Genomic DNA, 18,748 nt, shown 5'->3' with positions numbered 1-18,748 from the left:
CGCACGGCAGGCCGAGGCACGCGGCGCACTACCATCGGCGGATGCCGACCCCCGTGCCAGACCCTGCCGCTGCGGACCGCATGCCGGACGCCCCTGCCGCCATCGACCCCGCCCTGCTGCGCTCGCCCCGGCTGCGCCTGCGCCCATGGACGTCCGCGGACCGCGCGCCGTTCGCCGCGCTCAATGCCGATCCCGTGGTGATGGAGCATTTTCCGGCGCCGCTGGACCGGGCCCAAAGCGACGCCATGGCCGACCGCATCGAGGCGCTGATCCACCGGCAGGGATGGGGCTTCTGGGCGGCAGAATGGCTGGAAGGCCAGGACGGCGCGGGCACGTCAAATGGGATGTTCATGGGCTTCATCGGCCTGAACCGGCCCACGGCGCCGCTGCCGTTCGCCCCCTGCGTGGAGATCGGCTGGCGGCTCGCCCGGCCCTTCTGGGGCCGGGGCCTGGCCACGGAGGGGGCGCGGCTGGCGCTGCGGGCCGGCTTCGACGCGCTGGGCCTGGAGGAGATCGTCGCCTTCACGGCGCGGCGCAACCGCCGCTCCCGCGCGGTGATGGAGCGCCTGGGCATGCGCGAATCACCCTCCGAAGCGTTCGATCATCCGTCCGTCCCCGAGGGCCACGCGGTGCGCCCGCACGTGCTCTACCGGCTCACGCGCACGGCATGGCGCGCCTCCCTGCAAACTGCCTGAACACCATCGTCGGGCGGGCCTCGCCGTCCCGGCCGCCGTGCTCCGGCTTCCCGCGCAAGCCCCCGCCCTGGCCCGCCTTCCACCCGCAGGGCCACAATGGGGCATGCGACGCGTCTCCCTTTCCGCCCTCCTGCTCGCCGCCGCCCTTGCGGCCGCGGCTGCCTGGACCATGGGCCGCCGGCAGGCGGCCCCCGCAGTTCCCCCGGCTCCGCCCCTGGCCGCGGTCGAGTCCCTGGGCGACCTCGTCTCCGTCCGGGTGCGCTACGCCAACGTGATCGAATTCCACCGCACGATGACCCAGGGCATCCCCTGGACCCGTTGGGAGCTGCCGATCGGCGAAACCCGCGTGCTGCTGGTGGCGCGCGGCGACTGCCTGGTGGGCACCGACCTGCGCGCCGCCCGCTACGAACAGGTGGACACCGCCGCGCGCACCGCCGTGCTGGCGCTGCCCGCGCCGCGCACGGTCTCTGCCCGCGTGAACCACGGCTCGCGCGACGAGGGTGGCTCGTACTTCTATGCGCTGCACGGCAGCGGCCTGGAGCCGCTGGTGCCCGGATCGGAGCACCGCACCCAGGCGATCGAGGCCGCGCTGCGCATCGCGCAGCAGGATGTCGAGCAGACCTGCGCCACGCCCGGGACCTTGCGGGAAGCACGGACGAACACCGAGGCCGTGCTGAAACCGCTGCTGTCGGCCTCCGGCTGGAACGTGGCGGTGCGCTGGCCGTGACCGCGACGCGCGCACGGGCGGCTGGCCCAGAATATGCAACCCGGCAGGCATCCGTCCTGCCCCTTCGATCACACCCCACCCACGACCCGGTGCCCCCATGCTCGACCTGCTGATCCACGACGCCACCCTGCCCGACGGCCGCACCTGCATGTCGGTGGCGGTGCAGGACGGCCGCATCGCCGAGGTCACCGAAGGGCTGCGCGCGCCCGCGCACGAAACGGTGGACGCCGCCGGCATGCTGCTGAGCCCGCCGTTCGTGGACGCGCATTTCCACCTCGATGCCGCGCTCTCCTACGGCCTGCCGCGCGTGAACGCCAGCGGCACGCTGCTCGAAGGCATCGCGCTCTGGGGCGAACTCAAGCCGCTGCTCACGCAGGAGGCCATCGTGGAGCGCGCCCTGGCGTACTGCGACTGGGCCGTGGCGCGCGGGCTGCTGGCCATCCGCAGCCACGTGGACACCAGCGACCCGGGCCTGCTGCCCGTGGAGGCATTGCTGGAAGTGAAGCGCCGCGTGGCCCCCTACCTCGACCTGCAGCTGGTGGCCTTCCCGCAGGACGGCGTGTTGCGCACACCCGGCGGCCTCGAGAACCTGCGCCGCGCGCTGGACCTGGGCGTGGACGTGGTCGGCGGCATTCCCCACTTCGAGCGCACCATGGCGCAGGGCGCCGAGAGCGTGCGCCTGCTGTGCGAGCTTGCCGCCGAGCGCGGCCTGCGCGTGGACATGCACTGCGACGAGAGCGACGACCCGCTGTCGCGCCACGTGGAGACCCTGGCGCATGAAACACACCGCCTGGGCCTGCACGGCCGCGCGACCGGATCGCACCTCACGTCCATGCACAGCATGGACAACTACTACGTGAGCAAACTGATCCCGCTGATGGCCGAGGCGCAGCGGGGCGTGGTGGCGAATCCGCTCATCAACATCACCCTGCAGGGCCGGCACGACACCTACCCCAGGCGCCGCGGCATGACGCGCGTGCCCGAGCTGCTCGCGGCCGGGCTGACGGTGGCCTTCGGCCACGATTGCGTGATGGACCCGTGGTACGGCGGCGGCAGCGCCGACATGCTGGAGGCCGCGCACATGGGCCTGCACGTGGCGCAGATGACCGGGCAGGAGGCGATGCGGCAGTGCTTCGACGCCGTGACCGGCAACCCCGCCCGCCTGCTGGGCCTGGAGGGCTATGGGCTCGCCCCGGGCTGCCACGCGGATTTCGTGCTGCTGCATGCGCGCACGCCCGCGGAGGCCATCCGCCTGCGCGCCACGCAACTGGGCGTCTGGCGGCGCGGACGCCGGTTGGCGGCCAGCCCCCTGCCCACGGCCACGCTGTCGCTGCCGGGCCGGCCCGCGCAGGTGGACTTCCTGCACGGTCGCTGACCGGAGGCGCGCCCGGCCCCGGGTGCCGGCCCGCCGGTTATCCCCGCCATCCGGCCTGCCGCAGGCAATCCGTGTAGTGCGCCAGCAGGGCCCCGTCCGCGAACGGATGGCCGGCCCGCAGCGCCTCGGCCGGATAGGGGCCGAAACGGCGCGCCTGCTCCAGGGTGCGGCGCCCGTCCGCCCCGTGGCCCGCCGCCGCCTGGCAGGCCGCCAGCAGGTAGTGATTGAACAGCCAGTCCGGCCGCTGCGCGAGCGCCTGCAGCGCGAAGGACTCTGCACCACGGTAATCGCCTTCCACGAACCGGGCGATCGCGCGCGTGCGGATCCACAGGCTCATCTGTGGGTCCAGCGGACTGGCTTCGCAGGCCTGGCGGGCGTGATCGTCCGCCTCGTCCGTGCGTCCGCTGAACGCCAGCAGGCGTGCGAGTTCGCCGGTGGCGGCCGCGAACCGCGGACAGATGGACAGGGCCAGCGCCTGCTCGGACATCGCCACCGCGAAATGGCCCGAGAACGACAGCGCGGTGCCGAGCGTGAAGTGGGCGAAGGCATCGGTGTCGTCGCTGCCCACCGCGCGCAGCGCCAGGCGCCGGGCCTCGGAAGCGTCCACGCGCACGCATGCCGAGCGTCCCGCCCACACGCGGGCCATGTGCACGAAGGCCAGCAGGGCCAGGCTGGACGCATCGTCGGGGCGCGCCTGCAGCGCGCGGCGCGCGTAGTGCTCGGCCTGCCGCAGGTGGTCGCGGCCGGAACGCCAGAAATGCCAGCGCGCCCGCATGAGCAGCGGCCAGTATTCGCCGTCCTGCGGCGGCACGGCGCTGTGCAGGCATTCCTCCCGGCGCAGGTGGACGGGCTCCACGGCGCTCGCGATGGCCGCGGATATGGACGATTGCGCCCTGGCCGCATCATCGGCCGGCCGCTCGTAGCTTTCGGTCCAGACGGTCTCGTTGCGCGGCGCGTCGATCAGATCGGCCGTCACGCGCACCCTCCCCGCGTGGAAGCGCGCCTGGCCAGCCACCAGATAGCGCACGCCCAGTTCCCGGGCGATCGACGCGTTGGACGGCAGGGGATGGCCGTAGCGCTGCGTCGCGTTGCGGGCGATCACGCTGATCCAGCGCGAGCGGGACAGCCGGTGGATGACGTCCTCGGCGAGGCCGTCGGCGAAGTGGCGCTGGGCGGCATCCGGGGCCGCGCCGAAGGGCAGCACGGCGATCGACCGCCCTGTGGAGGCATCCGGCAACGGCGCCCGCGCGGCCTCCTGCCCAGGCTCCGGCGGGCCGGCCACGCGCCCCACGAACCGGTAGCCCTGGCCGGGGATGGTGACGATGCGGTCCGCGCCCACGAGCTTGCGCAGGGCGGACACATGCACCTGCAGGTTGTTCTCCTCCACGACCATGCCGGGCCACACCTGCCGGAACAGCTCGGACTTGGTCACGAGCGTGCCGGCACGGTGGACCAGCGTGCACAGCACGTCGAAGGCACGGGCGCCCAGGGCGACCGGGCACCCGTGCGAGAGCAATTGACGCTCCCGCACCTTCAGCACGAAATGGTCAAACGCGAATTCTGGGGCCATCGTTTCTTTCTCGAACAGGCTCTGCGGTCTCCTCCCCCGCGGTCTGCACTCTACTCCGGCCATGGCGCCGGATGGCACCGATGTAATCGGATGCAATCTGCCCCTGCCCGATGTGGGCGGGCTGCTCATCACTGCCCGCGTTTCCGTGGTTTAAGGAATTTTCAGAACAATAAAGATGCGGTTAAAGGCTGAAGACGCGGAGGACTCCAGAATCCGCCTGCCTTCGCATCCGACCCCGAACCGCCGCATCCGGCCCGGACCGATCCGAAGGCGAGCCCACGGCCGGAACCACGGAAGTTGCACGCCTCCGGCCTTCACTCAGCAACTGATACCGGAGAGGAAAGACCATGTCCGACTGCAATTGCAATTCCCAGAACAACGGCGCACAGGGTGGAAACCACGTTCCCAACTACGCGCTGACCGGCTTCGCCGCCGCTCCGCAGAACGCAGCGCCTGCCGCGCCCAGCGTGAACATGGAAGGCGTGCATGCGCTGAAACTCTCCGTGTGCGTGGGCGGCAGCTACAACCAGTCCACCAACCAGATCTGCTTCTCCATCCCGATCTACGGCAACCTGTGCTTCACGTCGCCGATCCACATTCCGGTCAGCGCGCAGATCAAGGTGTGCGCGGAAACCTGCGGCAGCTTCATCCCCACGGGGCTGAAGGCCACCGTGTACCTGAACGGCAGCAGCCAGCCGTCCTTCACCGTGACCGTGTTCGGCGTCTGCTGAACCCGGGCACCGAACCACACCCGAGAGGAAGTACCACCATGGCATCCTGCCCACCCTTCAGCGTCGATTTCACCGGCAGCGCCCAGGATCTGTTCGTCAAGATCGCCACCATGATCCATGACCACGGCGGCACGATCACCGGCGGCCCCAGCGGCGGCGCGTTCTCCGTCGGCACCCCGCTCGGCACCGTGGCGGGCACCTTCATGGTGAGCGGCCAGACCTGCACGATCACGATCACGCAGCGGCCGTTCCTGCTGCCGTGCAGCGTGATCCAGAACTTCATCCGCAGCCACCTGCCCACGGTCACCCAGGCGCAGTTCGGCGACCTCTGATGCCATCGCGGCCCGCGGGCCGACGACGAGCCGCCCTGGCACCGCCGGGGCGGCTTTTTATCTTCCGGCACGGCCAACCGGTCCCGCGGCCCGGTTGCCGGTCGCGAAACGGATCGGATACAGCCACTGCTGCAGGCCGTGCGGCCTGCCCGGCCGCGGGGGCACGGCGGCCGCGTTCAGTCCACGCCGTCCGCCACGTGGCATTCGCGGCGCAGCAGCGCGCGCGCCTCTTCCAGGCGCTCGTCCCGGTGGTTGAGCAGCGTGGCGGCCGACTCGTCCACGAAGGACTTCCAGAGCGCGAGGTAGCTGCCCTGGCGCGCGCTGGCCGCATGCGCGCGGATGAACTCCTCCGCGAGCTCCGGCTGCCAGCCGTGCCGGCGCACGCGGCGCACCAGGCTCGCGGCGGCCTTCTCGGTCAGCACGGTCTTGCGCGGCACGCCGGCCGCCAGGCAGAGGAACAGCGTGAGCAGCGAATGCTCGTCCTCGTGGCCCTGCGTGAGCCGTTCCCAGGTCCGGCTGGCCGGCGCGGGCGCTGCGTCTGCGTCGTCCCCCGCTTCCAGCAGGGCGTCCAGCCCCTGGTGGTAGTCGTCCACCTCGGCGAGCGGATCGTCCTCCAGGAAGTAGCGCGCGCGGAAGCTGCCCATGGGCCGCAGCAGCGCGCGGGGCGCCGTGGCCGCGTCGAGGATGCGCGCGGCGTCCGCCAGCACGGCCGCGACGTGCCCATCCGCCACGGCCGCCACCCCGGCCGGCATGCCGGCGGGCAGCGGCAGGCGCGACGGCGCGGGAATGCCCTTGCGCCGCATCACGGACAGGCGCTTCTCGAACGACACGGCATGCGGCCAGGCCTCGGCCGCCGGATGCATCCAGTGCCACAGCAGGCCCATGCGCACCACGGCCTCGGCCTCGGCGCCGGCCGCCTCCAGGGAGCCCTCGTCCAGGTCCAGGCGCTCCGCGAACCAGCGGGCGGCCCCGATCGCGGCGGCGATGCCGGTGCGGCGCTCCAGCTCCGCGCGGTATTCGGCATGGCTGCGCAGCGACCAGACCGACAGCTGCTGCACGTCCGGCTCGCCGGTGGTGGAAAGGAACCCGAAATTGCTGCTCTGCGGCAGCGCGATCAGGCGGCGCAGCCGGTCCGATCCCGCCTTGGAACGCGACAGGAAGCTGTGCTCGCGCAGGCTCTGCGCGGCGCGGTCGAGGTCGCCGCCGCTGTCCTCGAGCAGGTCGAGGCTGACGAGGTTCACCATGCGCTCGCGCGCGCGCTCCAGGTCGGGCCGCAGGAACTCCGTGCCGAAGTAGCGGGCGATCTGCACCATGCCCTTGGGTGCGTCGGCCGCGATGGCCTCCACGCGCTCGGCCGGGACGATGCCGTGGCGGATGCCATGCACCAGGGCCTTCTCGAAGAACGGGCGGCCGTCGTGCAGCGACAGCGCCGTCGCGCCCCCCGCGGCCGGGCTGGAATCGGAAACGCTCATCGCGGCGGCCTCCGGCTCAGATCGCCGACTCTTCGTCGGACGCGCGCGCGGCCGGCGTGGCCTTGCCGCGGTCGGTCTCGCTGGTCTCGAACTTGCCGTCGTCGTCCTCGTCCGTGCCGGCCTCGTCGTCGCCCAGTCCCTCGTCATAGGCCTGGGCCTTGGCGCGCAGCACCAGCAGGGTCTCGATGAACAGGTCCGGGCACTGGTAGCGCAGCAGCCAGGCCAGCTGCATCCAGTCGCGGTCGGCCACCTCGTCCTGGTCCACCTTGGGCGGCGCGTAGGCCACGTTGAAGAGCTGGTCCTCGGTCAACGCCGGGCCGTAGTCCTCGGTGGCGTCGAAAAGACCGGTGCGCGCGAAAGCCTCCAGGCGGCTCCACTTCTCCGCGAAATAGTGGGCCAGGGCCTCGCTGCCGCCCTCCAGGTCGCCGATGGCGGTGAGGAACTCCACCGGATCCACGTCGCCGCGGAACACGACGGCGTTCACCATGCTGCGCAGGTAGGTGTGGGTGGCGTCCTTGTACTGCTTCTCCAGCACCAGCGCGCGCGCGAACTGCCGGGGCGTCACCAGCATGTTGACCACCGAGGCGCGGGATTCGTCGTATTCGCGCATCACGGCCAGCACGTCCTTGGGCGCGAGCTCGTCCAGCACCTCGACCAGGGCGCGGTCGCCCTCGTCGTCGGCGAGCCGGGACAGGGCGGACTCGGCGCCCACGATGTCGCCGGCGGCGATCAGGGCCTGGGTCTGGGTGATGAGTGCGAGATGTCGTGACATGGCGATTACTCCTTGCGGTCGAATCCGAGGTCGGCCATCCAGTCGGCGGCGGCCTCTTCGCGGTCGGCATGGCTGCGGGGCTCGCCGGCGTCGTCGGCGCTCCAGCGGGCCTCGTCGTCATCGCCCTGCTCCGCCTCGTCTCCGCCCTCGTCATCGTCGCCTTCGCCGGCCCCGGCGCTGTCGGCGCCCTGGCCGGCGAAGCGCGCGTGCTGCCGCTGGTATTCGAGCAGCGCAGCCAGGGACAGGAAGCGCGCGCCCGACGGTTCGGCCAGCACCACGTCCGCCAGCGGCTGGGCCCAGGGCTCGAGCGTCGCCGCCCCGCCCAGCGCGGACCATTCCGGCAGGTCGGACACCCCGCCCCGCCCCAGCAGCGGATCGAGCGTGGCCGGCCGGTGGAAGCGGAAGCCCTGGTGGAAGGCCACCGCCACCATCTCGGGGCTGAAATCGATCATCTTGGCCAGGAAGGCGATCTCGCCGCGCTTCTGGGCGAGGCGCTTGCGCAGCACGTCCTTGCCCTCGGAGTCCTGGGCGAGGTCGTCGAGCTCGGCCTGGTAGGCCGAGCGCAGGTCATGGAAGAAAGGAGAGGGTTTCACGAGGAAAGCACGTTCTTGAAATAGGACTGCCAGATCTCACGCGCCGTCTGGAGCGGATCGTCGAGCAGGTTGCGGCGGCGGTTGTCGTCGTAGGCCTGGCGCGCGGCATCGTCCGACAGCACCTCGTAGGCCTTCTGGGCCGCGCGGAAGCGCTCGGCCGCATCCGGCGAGGGATTGCGGTCGGGGTGGTAGAAGGCCGCCTTCTGGCGGAACGCCTTCTTGATGTCGGCCAGGCTCGCGGTCGCGCTCAGACCGAGGGCGGCGTAGTGGTCAGTCATGCTCGGGGGATGGATCGGTGGTGCCGGCAGGCGCGGGGCGCGGCGCCGCGGGTGTCCGGGGAGGCGCGGTTATACACCAAGAGCGGCGCACGTGCCCGGGTGCCGCGGGCAGCCCCTTCCGGCCGGGCGGGCGGGCCGGCCGGCACGCCCCCGCTCCCGGGCCGGCCGGCGGCGCCCGCCAGAGGCACTGTTCCGCCATGCAACACCCCTGCGCAGGCACTGTTCCATAACGGAACACATGGAGCACTCCGCCGGCCTCCGCGGTGCGTGATACGCGGGGCGCATGCGCTGGCATGCGGCTTGCGCAATGTCCTGCACCGGAGAGCGCACGGTGCGCCGCCCGGACATTCCACCACCACAGGAGACAAACACCATGGACATGGCAGAAATCGCCAACCTCGGCATCGCCAACCCCTACAAGAAGCAGTACGGCAACTACATCGGCGGCCAGTGGGTTCCCCCGGTGGACGGCCAGTACTTCGAGAACAGCTCGCCCATCAACGGCCAGGTGTTCACCTCGGTGCCGCGTTCCAACGACAAGGACGTCAACGCCGCGCTGGACGCCGCGCACAAGGCCAAGACCGCCTGGGGCAAGACCTCCACGACGGACCGCGCCAACATCCTGCTGAAGATCGCCGACCGCATGGAAGCCAACCTGCTGACCATCGCGGTGGCCGAAACCATCGACAACGGCAAGCCGCTGCGCGAAACCATGGCCGCCGACATCCCGCTGGCCATCGACCACTTCCGCTACTTCGCGGGCGCCGTGCGGGCGCAGGAAGGCGGCATCAGCGAGATCGACCACGACACCGTGGCCTACCACTTCCACGAGCCGCTGGGCGTCGTGGGCCAGATCATCCCCTGGAACTTCCCCATCCTGATGGCCGTCTGGAAACTGGCCCCTGCCCTGGCCGCCGGCAACTGCGTGGTGCTCAAGCCCGCGGAGCAGACGCCCGCCTCCATCCTGGTGCTGCTGGAAATGATCGGCGACCTGCTGCCCCCGGGCGTGGTCAACGTGGTCAACGGCTTCGGCCTGGAGGCCGGCAAGCCGCTCGCCTCCAGCAACCGCATCGCGAAGATCGCCTTCACGGGCGAGACCACCACCGGCCGGCTCATCATGCAGTACGCCAGCCAGAACATCATCCCGGTCACGCTGGAGCTGGGCGGCAAGAGCCCCAACATCTTCTTCGAGGACGTGCTGGCCGCCGACGACGCCTTCTTCGACAAGGCACTGGAAGGCTTCGCCATGTTCGCGCTGAACCAGGGCGAGGTCTGCACCTGCCCCAGCCGCGTGCTGATCCAGGAATCGATCTACGACCGCTTCATGGAACGCGCCTTGAAGCGCGTGGCCGCCATCACCCAGGGCCATCCGCTCGACAAGTCCACCATGATCGGCGCGCAGGCCTCGCAGGAGCAGCTGGAGAAGATCCTCTCGTACCTGGACCTGGGCAGGCAGGAAGGCGCCGAATGCCTGATCGGCGGCGAGCGCAACATGCTCGGCGGCGACCTGGCCGGCGGCTACTACGTCAAGCCCACGGTGTTCAAGGGCCACAACAAGATGCGCATCTTCCAGGAGGAAATCTTCGGCCCGGTGGTATCCGTCACCACCTTCAAGACCGAGGAGGAAGCACTGGAGATCGCCAACGACACGCTCTACGGCCTGGGCGCCGGCGTGTGGAGCCGCGACGGCGCACGCGCCTTCCGCATGGGCCGCGGCATCCAGGCCGGCCGCGTGTGGACCAACTGCTACCACGCCTATCCCGCGCATGCGGCCTTCGGCGGCTACAAGCAGTCCGGCATCGGCCGCGAGAACCACAAGATGATGCTCGACCACTACCAGCAGACCAAGAACCTGCTCGTGAGCTACAGCCCGAACAAGCTGGGCTTCTTCTGACGTCTTGACCTGCATCAGCAGCGACCGAGGGAGGGCGGCATATGGTGGAAGCCAGCCCTCCCCGTTAACCCTTCGGATACAAGAAAGGATTCCCGTTCCATGCTTCCCAAGACCATGAAAGCCGCCGTCGTCCGCGAATTCGGCAAGCCCCTCGCCATCGAGGAAGTCCCGGTCCCGACGCCCGCCGACGACCAGATCCTCGTGAAGATCGAGGCCTCCGGCGTCTGCCACACCGACCTGCACGCCGCCGAAGGCGACTGGCCCGTCAAGCCGAACCCGCCTTTCATCCCCGGCCACGAGGGCGTGGGTTTCGTCGCGGCCATCGGCAAGAACGTGAAGCATGTGAAGGAAGGCGACCGCGTGGGCGTGCCCTGGCTGCATTCGGCCTGCGGCTGCTGCACCCACTGCCTGGGCGGTTGGGAGACCCTGTGCGAATCGCAGAGCAATACCGGCTATTCGGTCAACGGCGGCTTCGCGGACTATGCGCTGGCCGACCCGGATTTCGTGGGCCACCTGCCCAAGGACGTCAGCTTCGTGGGCATCGCCCCCGTGCTGTGCGCGGGCGTGACCGTGTACAAGGGCCTGAAAGTGACGGATGCGAAGCCCGGCGACTGGGTGGTCATCTCCGGCATCGGCGGCCTGGGCCACATGGCCGTGCAGTACGCCAAGGCCATGGGCCTGAACGTGGCGGCGGTGGACGTGGAGGACGACAAGCTGGAACTGGCGAAAAAGCTCGGTGCCAGCGTGACGGTCAACGCGAAGACCGCCGACCCGGCCGCCTACCTGCAAAAGGAGATCGGCGGCGCCCACGGTGCGCTGGTCACGGCCGTCTCGCCCAAGGCGTTCGAGCAGGCGCTCGGCATGGTGCGGCGCGGCGGCACGGTGTCGCTCAACGGCCTGCCGCCCGGCAATTTCCCCCTGCCCATCTTCGACATGGTGCTGCGCGGCATCACCGTGCGCGGCTCCATCGTCGGCACGCGCCTGGACCTGCAGGAATCGCTGGACTTCGCGGCACGCGGCCAGGTCAGGGCCACCGTGGCGACCGAGAAGCTGGAGAACATCAACGACGTGTTCGCGCGCATGCACAAGGGCCAGATCCAGGGCCGCATCGTGCTGGACATGGCGGCGCACTGACGACCGCGGGCCGGGCACGCCTTGCGCCCTGGCGGCAGGGCGTGTGCCGCCACCGGGCGTGCGCCGCTGCATCGCTTCGGGCACACTGCCGGAAGCGCCGCCCCCATGACAGGAGACACCGCATGACGACGACCGCGCCCCCCGTTTCCGCCAGTTCCCCCGCTCCGGCCGAATCCGGTGCCGGTGCCGCCACCCGCGTCTCGGCCACGCCCGAGGCCATCGCCCTCATCGAGCGGCTGCGGGCACAGCACGGGCCGCTCATGTTCCACCAGTCCGGCGGCTGCTGCGACGGCAGCGCGCCGATGTGTTTCGCGCTCGGCGAATTCATGCTCGGCGACTCCGACGTGCTGCTCGGCGAGATCGCGGGCACGCCCTTCTACATGAGCGAATCCCAGTTCGCGTACTGGGAACACACCCACCTGATCATCGATGCCGTGCCGGGCAACGGCGGCATGTTCTCGCTGGAGCGGCCCACGGGCCTGCGGTTCCTGACGCGCTCCCGGCTCTATGGCGACGACGAGTGGGCCGCCATCGAGGCACTGGGGCCGCCGCCGCGCGGGGCAGGCTGACGGACAGCGCCGCCGCGGCCCCGTTCACGACCTACACTCGTCCCATGCGGTATCTCCTCGGATTGGCGGGCCTGGCCGTCGGGATCGTGGCATGGGGCATCGTCCTGAACCTCTCGGCGCGCGGGCTGCCCTACGTCGGGGAAGGGAATGTCCTGCTGGCCTGGCTCATCTACAGCCCCGCCCTGCTCTGCCTCGCACCATTCGCCTGCCTGAAGCTCCAGCACGACGGGGTGGCCGCGATCTGGCTGTTCGCCATCGCGCCCATCGCGGGGCTGCTCAATGCCGCGGTCGCCGTTTTTGCGAGCACGGCCGATCCCGAATCGCTGGTCGTCGCATGGGTGTTGTCCATCCTCTGGGCCTGTCCCATCGCCAGCGTGGCCTGGGGCACGCTGGCGAAAATGCGGGCTTCGAGGCATCGGGCCGGGCGATAGCCCGACTGACACCGGCACCCGGCCCTCAATGATGGGCGGCCGTTCCGTCCATGGATTTCAACCGCCGATACACCGTATTGCGCGACACCCCCAAGGCCCGCGCCACGGCGGACACGTTGCCGCCATGCACCGACAGCGCATGGCGCAGCGCATCTTCCACGGTCTCGTCCCATGAGCGCACCGCAGCCGGTGCGGGCCGGTGCGCAGCACTCCGGACGGACGGGGACGGCTCGGCGTCCCGCGCCGATGCCCCGGGCACGGCATCGCCGGCTGTGGGAAGGCCCTCGTCGAACAGATCCTCCGGCAGGTGCCCGATATCGATCTCGTCCGCATCGCCGGCCATCAGCGCCGCCGTGCGCAGCGCATTCGAGAGCTGGCGCAGATTGCCCGGCCAGCGGTGCCGCAGGAACAGATCCATGGCCCGGGACGCAACCTGCAGGGGCACCGTCCGGCGCGGTCGCTGCCACCCCGGCGTGGAGCCTTCGGCAGCCTGCTCGCGGTCCTGCGCCTGCAGGAGGCGCTGCACGATGACACGCAGGTCCGAACGCTCGCGCAGGGCCGGCAGGCGCACCACCAGCCCGTTGAGCCGGTAGTACAGGTCATCGCGGAACAGCCCCCGCACCATCATGTCGCGCAGGTTGCGGTGGGTGGCGCACAGCACGTGCACGTCCACCGGGATCTGTCGCGCCGACCCCAGCGGTGCCACGGTGCGCTCCTGCAGCACGCGCAGCAGCCGGGCCTGCATGGCCAGGGGCATGTCGCCGATCTCGTCCAGGAACAGCGTGCCGCCGTGCGCCTGGGCGATCTTGCCCACGCTGCCCCTGCGGCGCGCGCCGGTGAAGGCGCCCTCTTCGTAGCCGAACAGTTCGGCCTCGATCAGCGTTTCCGGGATCGATGCGCAGTTCACCGCCACGAAGGGCCCGCGCGCGCGCGGGCCGTCCTGGTGGATGGCGCGGGCCAGCAGTTCCTTGCCCGTGCCGGTCTCGCCGAGGATGAGCATGGGCACGTCGCTGCCCAGCACGCGCGAGACGCGGTCGATCACCTGCGCCAGCTGCGCATCGCCCGTGTCCAGGTAGCGCAGGCCGGACAGCCGCGGACCGCCGGCCGGTACCGGGGCGATGGGCCTGCGGGCCGCCCTTGCCGTGGCGGAAGCTGGTGCCACGGGCCCGGGCACCGGGGTGTCCTCGTCGCTCCCCTGACCCGTCCAGCCGAGGGCCGCGGCCCCTTTCGGGCGGAACTCCACCATCGCGTTGACCACCACCCCGCCCGGCAGCGCGAGCTGCAGCGGCCTGGGCATGGCGCCGCGCGCATGGGCCAGCAGCGCGCTCATCGGCATGCCGAAGAGCGACGGGAAAGTCTGCGCCTGCAGTGCGTTCGCCGACATGCCGAGCTGGAACTGCCCGCTGCGGTTGGCCGCGAGGAAACGGCCCTCCGGCGTGAACGCGGCCAACCCCTCCACCAGCGTCCCCAGGAACTCCGGCCGCGCATGGAAGCGCAGCCGCACCGCGTCCTCATAGACCTTGCCGAAGAGATGGTTCTCCACCATCCGGGCGGACATGCGCACCAGGGCCAGCGTGTGGGCGCTCTGCTGGTGGCGGTCACCGCTCACGTCGAGCGCGCCGATCACCTGGCCCAGCGGGTCGCAGATGGGCGCGCAGGAGCAGGTGAGGAACTGGTTGGCGGCCAGGAAATGCTCGTCGCCGTTCACCTGCACCGCGTCACCCAGGGCCAGGGCCGTGCCGATGGCGTTCGTGCCCTTGCTGCGCTCGGACCAGGTGCCTCCGGGCCGCAGCGCGACGCGCTGGGCGCGCCCGAGGAATTCTTCGTCGCCCAGGGCATGCAGCACCACGCCCTGGGCGTCGGTGAGCAGCACCATGCTCTGCGTACCCGCGATCTGCGCGGAGAGGGTTTCCATGACGGGGAGCGCATGTGCGCAGAGGGCGTCGTTGCGCGCCACGGCCCAGGCGAGCGCGTCGGGCGCCAGGGGCTGGAGGTCGGCGGATGCATGCCGGTGCAGGCCGAAGGAGCGGGAGCGCTCGTGCGACTCGGCGATGACGCGGGCCGAAGGCAGCGGCGCGAAGGCGGCGGCCTGCGCCGCTGCCCCGCCATGGAGGGAGCTCTGCATGGGTTTGTCTCCTCAGGGCCCCGGCTCGCGCTCTCGGCGCGGCCCGGGCGTTATCCGGTCACCATAGCACCATCGGCGGGCGCCGTCGCGCAAACCCGCCCGTGCCGCCGGGTCATGCGGCCGGCGGCACCCCTCGGGCCGGTGCCAGCGCCTGCGCCAGGGCTTCCAGCACGCGGCCCACGTCGTCCTCGACCTTGACCGCGATCAACCCGTCGGCGCGCGTCACGCCCCGGTTCACGGCCGCCACCGGCAGCCCGGCATCCGCGGCCGCCTGCACGAAGCGGAAACCCGAATACACCATCAGCGAGGAGCCGGCCACCAGCAATCCGTCGGACCGGGCCAGCGCCGCCCGCGCGGCCTCCACGCGCTCCCGTGGCACGCTTTCGCCGAAGAACACCACGTCCGGCTTCAGGGGACCGCCGCCGCAATGGGGGCATGCGGGCAACTCGAACGCGGAGAAGTCGCGGCCGTCCAGGTCGGCATCGCCATCCGGCGCGGCGGCCGCCTCCAGGGCCGCCCAGGCCGGATTCCGCGCCTCCAGCCACGATTGCAGGTCCGCGCGTTGCATGCGCGCCTCGCAGGCCATGCAGCGCACCGTATCGATGCGCCCGTGCAGGTCGATCACCCGCTGCTGGCCCGCCGCCGTGTGCAGGCCGTCCACGTTCTGCGTGAGCAGCATCTCCACCCGGCCCATCGCCTCCAGCGCGGCCAGGGCACGGTGCGCGGCGCCCGGCGCGGCGCTGCCCATGACGCGCCAGCCGATCATGCTGCGCGCCCAGTAGCGCCGGCGCACCGCCTCGTCGCCCATGAAGGCCTGGTAGGTGACCGGCGGTGAGCGCTTCCAGGCACCGCCCTCGTCGCGGTAGTCGGGAATGCCGGATGCCGTGCTGCAGCCCGCGCCGGTCAGCACGAACAGCCGCGGGCAGGCACGCGCCCAGGCCAGCAGGGCGTCCACCCCGCCGGCAGATGCCGCCAGGGGCGCGGGCTCCCCCCGGCCTGCGCCTTCGGGCCCGTCAGAAATCGGGAGCGATGCTTTCTGCATATTCGTACAGCGCCCCCAGGATCGCCTCGCCACGCTCGTCCGCGGTTTCGCCCAGCGTGTCCAGCCGCGCGAAGAGCGCGTCGAACGTCAGGCCGCCGCCCTCGCCTTCCATGAGGCGCGCCACGCGCAGCGCCTCCCAGCGCTCGCGGTCCGCCTCGTCCAGCGTTTCGGGAAAATTGCGTGCGCGGAAGCGCCAGGCCAGCTCTTCCAGGCGCTCGTCGTCGAAACCCGGCCGGGCCAGCGCCAGCTCCTGCGGCGGCAGCGTGCGCAGCCGCTGCAGGCGGCGCCGGTCCTCGTTGCCGACGAAGCCGCCGTACAGGTCCTGGTCCACGTCGGCCGGTGCCTCCCTGGGCCGCGCGAACACCTCGGCCCAGATCGCGCTCATGTCGGGCAGCGCCCGCGCGAGTTCCGCATGGGCGGCGGCGCGCTCCACGTCGATGCCCCAGCGCTGCGCCATCGCGGGCGTGAGGGTGTTGACGTTGCCCACCACCATGGGGGACTTGTTCAGGTGCACGCTCTTGACCGGCAGCCGCGCCACGCCCTCGGGCAGGTCGGCGGTGCGCGTGAAGAGGCGCTCGCGGATGCGCGCGGCGTCCAGGCCGGCCAGTTCGGACGGGTCGTGCGCAAGGTCCCACGCGATGAGCTCGTTGCGGTTGGTCGGGTGGCTGGCCAGGGGCCACAGGATGCCCAGGCAGCCGCGGTCCGCCGGGAACATGCCCGACACGTGCAGGAAGGGGCGCGCGGTATCGGCCGTGGCGGGCAGGCGCAGTTCCGCGGCCACGCGGTCCTTGCGGCGCAGGCCGAGCGCGAACTCGAACAGCCGCGGCTGGCGCTCGCGGATCAGCCGCGCCAGCGCGATCGTGGCGCGCACGTCCGACAGCGCATCGTGCGCGGCCTCGTGCACCAGGCCGTTGGCGCGCGACAGGTGTTCGAGCTTCAGGCTGGGCGATCCGTCCTCCTTGCGCGGCCATTCGATGCCGTCGGGGCGCAGCGCGTAGGTCAGGCGCACCACGTCCAGCAGGTCCCAGCGGCCGCATTCGTTCTGCCATTCCCGTGCATAGGGGTCGATCAGGTTGCGCCAGAACATGAAGCGCGTGATCTCGTCGTCGAAGCGGATCGTGTTGTAGCCCACGCCGATCGTGCCGGGCCGGGCCAGTTCCGCCTCGATGCGCGCGGCGAATTCGTGCTCCGGCAGGCCGCGCTCCAGGCACAGCTGCGGCGTGATGCCGGTGAGAAGGCACGACTCCGGATCGGGCAGGTAATCCGGCGCCGGGCGGCAGTAGATCATCACCGGCTCGCCGATCTCGTTCAGGTCCGCATCCGTGCGGATGCCCGCGAACTGCGCCGGGCGGTCGCGCCGCGGGTCCGCGCCGAAGGTCTCGTAGTCGTGCCAGAAAAACGTGTGCATGGATCGGTGAAGCGCAGCGGCGCGTAAAACTCCAGCCCGCAAGTATGCCGGCACCGCCGCGGCGCGTGGACAATGGGGCATGCAACGAAGAAACACGACGACCGCCTCCGCCCTCCGTCCCTCCTTCCGCTTCCACGCCGAGCCCGCCAGGCCGTGGTGGCCCGCCGCCGGGGCAGGCCTGCTCTGCGCCCTGCTGGCCGGGTGCGCGGCCCCTCCTCCCGCGGCGGCCGTGCCCGCCGCCCCGCCTGCACCGGCCGCCACACCGGCGGTGCCCCCGGCGCCCCCCCCGGACACGCCGGCCACCATGGCCCCAGCCGCCCAGCCCGCCACGCCGGCGGCCGATGCCGCCCTGCCTTCCGCAGAGGCCGAACAGGCCGGCTTCGCGGAGTGGATCGCGGGCTTTCGCCAGGAAGCCCTGCAGGCCGGCATCCGCCCCGAGGCGGTCGCCGCCGCCCTGGACGGCGCGCAGTGGCTGCCCCAGGTGATCGAACTCGACCGCTCACAGCCCGAATTCACGCGCACGCCCTGGGCCTACCTGGACAGCGCCGTCTCGCCCACGCGCATCCAGCGCGGCCGCGACGCGCTGGCCGAGCAGCGCGCCGCCCTGGACTCGGCGGCCGCGCGCTATGGCGTGCCCGCCGAGGTCATCACCGCCATCTGGGGCATGGAAAGCAACTACGGATCGAATTTCGGCACCTTCCGCACCGTCGATGCGCTCGCCACGCTGGCCTACGAGGGCCGCCGCCGCGACTGGGCGCGCGGCGAACTGCTGGCCGCGCTGCGCATCATCGACCAGGGCGACATCGCCGCCGACCGCATGATCGGCTCCTGGGCCGGCGCCATGGGCCACACCCAGTTCCTGCCGTCCGTGTTCCTGGGCTATGCAGTGGACGCCGATGGCGACGGCCACCGCGACATCTGGGGCAGCGTCCCGGACGTCGCCGCATCCACGGCGAACTTCCTGTCGCGCATGGGCTGGCAGCCGGGCCAGCCCTGGGGCGTGGAAGTGCGCCTGCCGCCGGGCTTCGACTACGAGCGCGCGGAACTGGCCGTGCGCCACCCGTCCACCCAGTGGGCGGCCGAAGGCGTGCAGGCCATCGATGGCCAGCCCCTGCCCGCGCTGGACGGCGCATCCATCCTCGTGCCCGCGGGCGCGCGCGGCCCGGCCTTCATGGTGGGGCCGAATTTCCGGGTGATCCTGCGCTACAACAACTCCATCAACTACGCCCTGGGCGTGGGCCTGCTCGCGAGCCAGATCGCCGGCGGCCCTGGCGTCACGGCCCCGTGGCCCCGCGACCTGCAGCCGCTGACCCGCACCCAGATTCGCGACCTGCAGAATGCCCTCAACGCACGCGGCTTCGCAGCGGGCACGGCGGACGGGGTGATGGGCCCCGCCACGCGCGCCGGCCTGCGCCGCTTCCAGCAGAGCATCGGGCAGGTGGCGGACGGGTATCCCACGCTCGAGCTGCTGCAGCGACTGCAGGCGCCCTGACAGCCTGCCGGCGTGCCCCCTCCCGCGGCCGGCCGCCGGGGCCTGCGCAAAGAAAAAAGCCCGCGGACCCCTGGCGGGGGCCGCGGGCTCGGCGCTGTGCCGCAGGGC

The 18,748-nt window shown here is 71.4% G+C and carries 18 protein-coding genes; 10 read left to right on the top strand and 8 right to left on the bottom strand.

All coding sequences use genetic code 11. The features are described 5' to 3' along the window. Positions 1 to 80 precede the first annotated feature (80 nt). The 3 genes from BLR99_RS15085 (at position 81) to BLR99_RS15075 (ending at position 2,797) form a co-directional block, all read left to right on the top strand. Positions 81 to 695 (top strand): GNAT family N-acetyltransferase, encoded by a 615-nt coding sequence (locus tag BLR99_RS15085; RefSeq protein WP_046060092.1) that lies wholly within the window; start codon positions 81 to 83, stop codon positions 693 to 695. Positions 696 to 798: 103 nt separating this feature from the next. Next, positions 799 to 1,422: a DUF4230 domain-containing protein gene (locus tag BLR99_RS15080; protein ID WP_046060091.1), complete on the top strand. Its 624-nt coding sequence runs from the start codon at positions 799 to 801 to the stop codon at positions 1,420 to 1,422. Between the two features lie 97 nt (positions 1,423 to 1,519). Next, complete coding sequence (locus BLR99_RS15075; protein WP_074687334.1) at positions 1,520 to 2,797, top strand: amidohydrolase family protein; 1,278 nt, start codon at positions 1,520 to 1,522, stop codon at positions 2,795 to 2,797. Between the two features lie 37 nt (positions 2,798 to 2,834). Here the strand turns inward: BLR99_RS15075 and BLR99_RS15070 are convergent, their stop codons facing one another. Continuing rightward, on the bottom strand, positions 2,835 to 4,367 hold the full coding sequence (locus BLR99_RS15070) for a winged helix-turn-helix domain-containing tetratricopeptide repeat protein (protein WP_041827517.1): 1,533 nt from the start codon (positions 4,365 to 4,367) through the stop codon (positions 2,835 to 2,837). Between the two features lie 347 nt (positions 4,368 to 4,714). Between BLR99_RS15070 and BLR99_RS15065 the strand changes: the two genes are divergently transcribed. Further along, positions 4,715 to 5,098: a hypothetical protein gene (locus BLR99_RS15065; protein WP_017439627.1), complete on the top strand. Its 384-nt coding sequence runs from the start codon at positions 4,715 to 4,717 to the stop codon at positions 5,096 to 5,098. Positions 5,099 to 5,136: 38 nt separating this feature from the next. Then, entirely contained in the window at positions 5,137 to 5,430 is a 294-nt protein-coding gene (locus BLR99_RS15060; protein ID WP_011796293.1) for a hypothetical protein, read from the top strand. A gap of 176 nt (positions 5,431 to 5,606) precedes the next feature. Here BLR99_RS15060 and BLR99_RS15055 read toward each other — a convergent pair whose 3' ends face one another. Genes BLR99_RS15055 through BLR99_RS15040 form a run of 4 tightly spaced genes read right to left on the bottom strand, consistent with a single transcriptional unit; the run spans position 5,607 to position 8,545 of the window. Then, on the bottom strand, positions 5,607 to 6,902 hold the full coding sequence (locus BLR99_RS15055) for a hypothetical protein (RefSeq protein WP_046060089.1): 1,296 nt from the start codon (positions 6,900 to 6,902) through the stop codon (positions 5,607 to 5,609). Positions 6,903 to 6,918: 16 nt separating this feature from the next. After that, the gene (locus BLR99_RS15050; protein ID WP_011796295.1) at positions 6,919 to 7,674 is read right to left on the bottom strand and encodes a hypothetical protein; all 756 of its coding nucleotides are present in this window, start codon (positions 7,672 to 7,674) and stop codon (positions 6,919 to 6,921) included. A 5-nt stretch (positions 7,675 to 7,679) separates the two neighbouring features. After that, positions 7,680 to 8,267, bottom strand: a complete 588-nt coding sequence (locus tag BLR99_RS15045) for a hypothetical protein (RefSeq protein ID WP_011796296.1) — start codon at positions 8,265 to 8,267, stop codon at positions 7,680 to 7,682. Then, a complete protein-coding gene (locus BLR99_RS15040; RefSeq protein ID WP_011796297.1) occupies positions 8,264 to 8,545 on the bottom strand; it encodes a DnaJ domain-containing protein in 282 nt (93 codons plus the stop codon). The genes BLR99_RS15045 and BLR99_RS15040 overlap by 4 nt, the downstream gene beginning before the upstream one ends. A 373-nt stretch (positions 8,546 to 8,918) precedes the next feature. Between BLR99_RS15040 and adh the strand changes: the two genes are divergently transcribed. The 4 genes from adh to BLR99_RS15020 all read left to right on the top strand — a co-directional run bounded on the left by adh (position 8,919) and on the right by BLR99_RS15020 (position 12,573). Further along, a complete protein-coding gene (gene adh / locus BLR99_RS15035) occupies positions 8,919 to 10,439 on the top strand; it encodes an aldehyde dehydrogenase (protein WP_011796298.1) in 1,521 nt (506 codons plus the stop codon). 99 nt (positions 10,440 to 10,538) lie between these two features. Then, positions 10,539 to 11,573: an alcohol dehydrogenase AdhP gene (gene adhP, locus BLR99_RS15030; protein ID WP_017438765.1), complete on the top strand. Its 1,035-nt coding sequence runs from the start codon at positions 10,539 to 10,541 to the stop codon at positions 11,571 to 11,573. 122 nt (positions 11,574 to 11,695) lie between these two features. After that, complete coding sequence (locus BLR99_RS15025; protein WP_011796300.1) at positions 11,696 to 12,142, top strand: DUF779 domain-containing protein; 447 nt, start codon at positions 11,696 to 11,698, stop codon at positions 12,140 to 12,142. A gap of 44 nt (positions 12,143 to 12,186) precedes the next feature. Beyond that, on the top strand, positions 12,187 to 12,573 hold the full coding sequence (locus BLR99_RS15020; protein ID WP_046060088.1) for a hypothetical protein: 387 nt from the start codon (positions 12,187 to 12,189) through the stop codon (positions 12,571 to 12,573). Positions 12,574 to 12,598: 25 nt separating this feature from the next. On the opposite strand, the gene BLR99_RS15015 is transcribed toward BLR99_RS15020, so the two are convergent. From BLR99_RS15015 to sbcB, 3 genes are all read right to left on the bottom strand, one after another. Next, positions 12,599 to 14,698 (bottom strand): sigma-54-dependent Fis family transcriptional regulator, encoded by a 2,100-nt coding sequence (locus BLR99_RS15015; RefSeq protein ID WP_011796302.1) that lies wholly within the window; start codon positions 14,696 to 14,698, stop codon positions 12,599 to 12,601. 112 nt (positions 14,699 to 14,810) lie between these two features. Then, positions 14,811 to 15,740, bottom strand: a complete 930-nt coding sequence (locus BLR99_RS15010; RefSeq protein WP_011796303.1) for an NAD-dependent protein deacetylase — start codon at positions 15,738 to 15,740, stop codon at positions 14,811 to 14,813. Then, complete coding sequence (gene sbcB, locus BLR99_RS15005) at positions 15,712 to 17,148, bottom strand: exodeoxyribonuclease I (RefSeq protein ID WP_011796304.1); 1,437 nt, start codon at positions 17,146 to 17,148, stop codon at positions 15,712 to 15,714. Before sbcB ends, BLR99_RS15010 begins: the two co-directional genes overlap by 29 nt. A gap of 79 nt (positions 17,149 to 17,227) precedes the next feature. Between sbcB and BLR99_RS15000 the strand changes: the two genes are divergently transcribed. Continuing rightward, complete coding sequence (locus BLR99_RS15000) at positions 17,228 to 18,640, top strand: lytic murein transglycosylase (RefSeq protein WP_011796305.1); 1,413 nt, start codon at positions 17,228 to 17,230, stop codon at positions 18,638 to 18,640. Positions 18,641 to 18,748: the final 108 nt, after the last annotated feature.

The organism is Paracidovorax citrulli (genome assembly GCF_900100305.1).
Taxonomy (GTDB): domain Bacteria; phylum Pseudomonadota; class Gammaproteobacteria; order Burkholderiales; family Burkholderiaceae_C; genus Paracidovorax; species Paracidovorax citrulli.
Note: the sequence above shows the minus strand (reverse complement) of the source record. Positions and strands in the feature narration are given on the sequence as shown.

Coding starts and splice junctions, on each gene's coding strand:
- BLR99_RS15085 (WP_046060092.1), top strand. CDS start 81: ATGCCGGACGCCCCTGCCGCCATCGACCCCGCCCTGCTGCGCTCGCCC.
- BLR99_RS15080 (WP_046060091.1), top strand. CDS start 799: ATGCGACGCGTCTCCCTTTCCGCCCTCCTGCTCGCCGCCGCCCTTGCG.
- BLR99_RS15075 (WP_074687334.1), top strand. CDS start 1,520: ATGCTCGACCTGCTGATCCACGACGCCACCCTGCCCGACGGCCGCACC.
- BLR99_RS15070 (WP_041827517.1), bottom strand. CDS start 4,367: ATGGCCCCAGAATTCGCGTTTGACCATTTCGTGCTGAAGGTGCGGGAG.
- BLR99_RS15065 (WP_017439627.1), top strand. CDS start 4,715: ATGTCCGACTGCAATTGCAATTCCCAGAACAACGGCGCACAGGGTGGA.
- BLR99_RS15060 (WP_011796293.1), top strand. CDS start 5,137: ATGGCATCCTGCCCACCCTTCAGCGTCGATTTCACCGGCAGCGCCCAG.
- BLR99_RS15055 (WP_046060089.1), bottom strand. CDS start 6,902: ATGAGCGTTTCCGATTCCAGCCCGGCCGCGGGGGGCGCGACGGCGCTG.
- BLR99_RS15050 (WP_011796295.1), bottom strand. CDS start 7,674: ATGTCACGACATCTCGCACTCATCACCCAGACCCAGGCCCTGATCGCC.
- BLR99_RS15040 (WP_011796297.1), bottom strand. CDS start 8,545: ATGACTGACCACTACGCCGCCCTCGGTCTGAGCGCGACCGCGAGCCTG.
- adh (WP_011796298.1), top strand. CDS start 8,919: ATGGACATGGCAGAAATCGCCAACCTCGGCATCGCCAACCCCTACAAG.
- adhP (WP_017438765.1), top strand. CDS start 10,539: ATGCTTCCCAAGACCATGAAAGCCGCCGTCGTCCGCGAATTCGGCAAG.
- BLR99_RS15025 (WP_011796300.1), top strand. CDS start 11,696: ATGACGACGACCGCGCCCCCCGTTTCCGCCAGTTCCCCCGCTCCGGCC.
- BLR99_RS15020 (WP_046060088.1), top strand. CDS start 12,187: ATGCGGTATCTCCTCGGATTGGCGGGCCTGGCCGTCGGGATCGTGGCA.
- BLR99_RS15015 (WP_011796302.1), bottom strand. CDS start 14,698: ATGCAGAGCTCCCTCCATGGCGGGGCAGCGGCGCAGGCCGCCGCCTTC.
- BLR99_RS15010 (WP_011796303.1), bottom strand. CDS start 15,740: ATGCAGAAAGCATCGCTCCCGATTTCTGACGGGCCCGAAGGCGCAGGC.
- sbcB (WP_011796304.1), bottom strand. CDS start 17,148: ATGCACACGTTTTTCTGGCACGACTACGAGACCTTCGGCGCGGACCCG.
- BLR99_RS15000 (WP_011796305.1), top strand. CDS start 17,228: ATGCAACGAAGAAACACGACGACCGCCTCCGCCCTCCGTCCCTCCTTC.